This is a genomic window from Candidatus Palibaumannia cicadellinicola, from assembly GCF_002855795.1.
Taxonomy (GTDB): Bacteria; Pseudomonadota; Gammaproteobacteria; order Enterobacterales; family Enterobacteriaceae; genus Baumannia; species Baumannia cicadellinicola_C.
On sequence record NZ_NJPO01000088.1, the window covers coordinates 1 to 4,496 of the forward strand.

The window sequence follows — 4,496 nt, forward strand, 5'->3', positions numbered from 1 at the left end:
GATAGTAACATTATACTGGTAGTAAACTCAAGCTTTACCGTGTACGAGACCTTTTTCTGCGCAGTATGGTCATCTTGAGTGAATGGCGTTATTTATTAAGCGTTCCAAAATCTCTGCAAGATAGGGAGTTAGTATGGTTGCGGTAAGAAGTACACATTTTCATCCAGCGTGTCAATTCGTTGTTGACGATTGGGTGGCTAGCTTAGGGCTATCCAACCAGCAATCGAGTGATCGGCTGGCCTGTACCTGGCACTACTGCAAGCAACAGTGCAAAAATAATCCAGATGTTTCCTTGTTACTCTGGCGGGGTATTGAGATGGTGGAGATTTTATCGATGCTAAGCATGGATAACGATAGCTTATGTGCAGCGCTGTTGTTCCCTATGGTAGATGTAGGAATGATGGAAGAGGGGGTTTTGGAAGCATATTTTGGCAAAAATATAGTAGATTTAGTTTCTGGCGTGCGTGAGATAGACGCTATCCGCAAACTTAAGGCAGCTCATCAGTCCGAGCAGATGGACAACGTATGCCGCATATTACTGACTATAGTCGATGATTTACGCTGCTTGGTAATAAAACTAGCAGAGCGCATAGCCTATCTGCGCGAACTACAGGATGCACCGGAAGATGAACGGGTGCTAGCAGCTAAAGAGAGTACTCATATCTACGCACCGCTAGCTAACCGCCTCGGTATTGGTCAGCTGAAATGGGAGCTAGAAGATTTTTGTTTTCGCTACCTATATCCTAATGAATATAAGCGCATCGCTAAACTATTGCATGAGCGTCGCATCGACCGAGAACAGTATATTGAGTACTTCGTAACTTCTCTGCGTCATGCAATGCTCAAAGCTGGATTAAAAGCTGATATCTACGGTCGTCCGAAACATATTTACAGTATCTGGCGCAAGATGCAGAAAAAAGCGCTAGCTTTTGAAGAACTGTTCGATCTGTGCGCTGTGCGTTTCGTTGTTGAGCAGCTGCAGGACTGTTACGCTGTGCTAGGTCTTCTCCATACTAATTTTAGTCATCTGCCGGATAAGTTTGACGATTATGTAGCTAACCCCAAACCTAACGGTTACCAATCTATTCATACCGTGGTGCTAGGACCACATAGTAAAATGATTGAAATTCAAATCCGCACTAGCCAGATGCATGAAGATGCTGAAATAGGCCGAGCGGCGCATTGGAAATACAAATAATTATGAATATAGTTAAATTACTATTATCATTTATATGTTACGCTAATCTAGACTAGCACACAATTAACAATATTTATGGCGTAATTTCCGCTTCAGGTATATTGTATTCTCAACTTAGTTGTTCTGTTTTTAACTTATTTTTTAATCTTCTCATTTTCAGCATGATAACTCATTATATTTTTATAACTGGAGGTGTTGTATCCTCCTTGGGTAAGGGTATTGCGGCAGCATCTTTGGCAGCTATTCTAGAAGCTAGAGGTCTTAACGTTACTATCATGAAGTTAGACCCCTATATTAATGTTGATTCAGGTACTATTAGTCCGATTCAGCACGGGGAAGTTTTCGTCACAGAAGACGGTGCTGAAACAGATTTAGACCTAGGGCATTATGAGCGTTTCATACGTACTAAGATGTCGCGTCGTAATAACTTCACAACCGGGCGTATATATTCTGATGTGCTGCACAAAGAACGCCGTGGTGATTATCTTGGTGCTACTATTCAAGTTATTCCTCACATAACAAACGCAATCAAAAAGCGTATTATTGAGGGCGGAGAAGGCTACGATATAGTGTTGGTGGAAATAGGTGGAACAGTAGGCGATATAGAATCTTTGCCTTTTCTAGAGGCGATCCGCCAAATGGCCGTAGAAGTTGGCCGTAATCATACTCTGTATATGCACCTTACTCTAGTGCCCTACATAGAAGCTGCAGGTGAGGTCAAAACGAAACCTACACAGCATTCGGTAAAAGAGCTACTGTCGATTGGCATCCAGCCTGATGTGCTTATTTGTCGCTCCTATCGTGCAGTGCCTAACCACGAACGGGCGAAAATTGCTTTATTCTGCAATGTTTTAGAAAAAGCTGTTATTTCAATTAAAGACGTTGATTCCATTTACCAAATTCCGGCACTATTAAAATCACAAGATTTAGACGATTATATTTGTGAGCGCTTCAGCTTGAAATGTCCCGAAGCGGATCTTTCTGAGTGGGAGCAAGTTATTTACCAGCAGGCTAATCCAGGAGGCGAAGTTACCATAGGTATGGTAGGGAAATATATCGACTTACCAGATGCTTATAAGTCCGTTATGGAAGCACTAAAACACGCCGGGCTAAAAAATCGCCTCACAGTGAACATCCGCCTGATCCATTCTCAAGATGTAGAAACCCGTAGTGTAGATATTCTCAAAGACCTAGATGCTATCCTAATCCCTGGTGGTTTCGGATACCGAGGCGTGGAAGGAAAAATAATGACTGCGCAATACGCGCGTGAGAAAAAGATTCCCTATCTCGGTATTTGTCTGGGCATGCAGGTAGCACTAATAGAGTTCGCCCGCCATGTAGCGGGTATGCCAGAAGCTAACTCTACCGAATTTTGTTCTAACTGTAAGTATCCTGTAGTAGCACTAATAACTGAATGGTGCGAAGAAGATGGTAATGTGAACGTACGTAGCAAGCAGAGCAATTTGGGAGGTACTATGCGTCTTGGTAGCCAGGCTTGCCAATTAGCTGATGGCAGTTTGGCACGCAAGATGTATGGCCATGCCATAATAATGGAGCGTCATCGTCATCGCTACGAAGTAAACAACATGTTATTAAAACAAATAGAAGCCGCTGGACTACGCGTGGCAGGGCTATCGGAGGATCAGAAGCTAGTGGAAATTATAGAATATCCAGATCACCCGTGGTTTGTAGCTAGCCAGTTTCATCCAGAGTTCACTTCAACTCCGCGTGATGGTCATCCTCTATTTACTGGTTTTGTCAAGGCAGCAGGTGAATATCAAAAACGAACACTAAAATAAGATTCAGATCTTCTGATAAATCTAATGGGGGTGGGTAGCAAGCTGGTTCTGAGCGCTTGCCTTACTCACCCAGAATCAATTGGTTACTAGCAAAAAAATACAATAAGGAAATACTAATGTCCAAAATAGTAAAAGTCCTTGGCCGTGAAATTATCGATTCCCGCGGAAATCCTACTGTTGAAGCAGAAGTACATCTGGAAGGTGGTTTTTGGGGTATCGCGGCAGTCCCATCTGGCGCGTCTACTGGCTCACTAGAAGCACTAGAGTTGCGTGATGGCGATCTCACCCGTTTTCTGGGAAAAGGTGTAACTAAAGCAGTTAGCGCTGTTAATGGCCCTATTGCGGAAGCCTTAATAAGTAAAAACGCTAAAGATCAAGAATGCATAGACCAAGTGATGATCAAACTTGATGGCACCGAAAATAAATCTCAATTGGGTGCCAATGCTATTTTAGCTGTCTCACTAGCTGCCGCTAAATCTGCTGCGGCTTGCAAGGGCATGCCGCTTTATGCGCATATTGCTGAACTAAACCGTACCCCAGGCCAATTTTCTATGCCATTGCCGATGATTAACATCCTCAATGGAGGCAAACATGCCGACAACAACGTTGACATACAAGAATTTATGATCCAGCCAGTAGTTGCCAAAACGGTAAAAGAAGCAATTAGAATTGGTTCTGAAGTTTTCCATCATTTAGCAACAGTTCTTAAGGCTAAGGGTATGCACACCGCAGTAGGCGACGAAGGCGGCTATGCGCCTAATTTGGGCTCTAATGCCGCTGCATTGGAAGTAATCAAAGACGCAGTAGAGAAAGCTGGTTATGTTTTAGGTAAAGATATTACCTTAGCTATGGACTGCGCGGCTTCCGAATTATTTGATAAATCTACCGGTAACTATCATCTGAAAAGCGAAGGTAAACGCTTAAGCTCTCAAGAATTCACAGATTACCTTGCAGTGCTAACCAAAAAGTACCCGATAATTTCTATCGAAGACGGTCTAAATGAATCAGATTGGGATGGTTTTGCATACCAAACCCAAATATTGGGCGATCGAATTCAGTTAGTAGGTGACGATTTGTTCGTAACTAGTACTAAGATGTTAAAAACAGGTATCGAAAAAGGTATAGCTAACTCTATTCTTATTAAATTAAATCAAGTAGGTTCATTAACAGAAACACTGGCAGTGATAAACATGGCCAAGGATGCTGGTTATACTACGATTATCTCCCATCGTTCCGGTGAAACTGAAGATGCTACCATAGCTGATTTAGCAGTTGGTACCTCCGCCGGACAAATAAAAACTGGTTCTATGAGCCGTTCCGATCGTTTAGCTAAATACAATCAGCTAATTCGCATTGAAGAAGCATTGGGCGACAAAGCACTATTTAATGGTATAAAAGAAGTCAAACACCAAGCTTGATTCAGTCAGGTAAGCATCATTTCACTTTCATGTCGTATCTACTATAGATACGATATTTAGTATACTTAGTATAAAAATACC

General features: G+C 42.4%; 2 protein-coding genes and 1 pseudogene. All 3 read left to right on the top strand.

The window, feature by feature from the left end:
* Positions 1-133: 133 nt before the first annotated feature.
* Positions 134-1,195 (top strand): annotated as a pseudogene (locus CEX73_RS01785) (RelA/SpoT-related domain-containing protein); the annotation flags it as partial.
* A gap of 164 nt (positions 1,196-1,359) precedes the next feature.
* A complete protein-coding gene (gene pyrG, locus CEX73_RS01790; RefSeq protein WP_101626893.1) occupies positions 1,360-2,997 on the top strand; it encodes a glutamine hydrolyzing CTP synthase in 1,638 nt (545 codons plus the stop codon).
* A 116-nt stretch (positions 2,998-3,113) separates the two neighbouring features.
* Positions 3,114-4,415, top strand: coding sequence for a phosphopyruvate hydratase (eno, locus tag CEX73_RS01795; RefSeq protein ID WP_101626892.1), 1,302 nt, complete (start codon positions 3,114-3,116; stop codon positions 4,413-4,415).
* Positions 4,416-4,496: the final 81 nt, after the last annotated feature.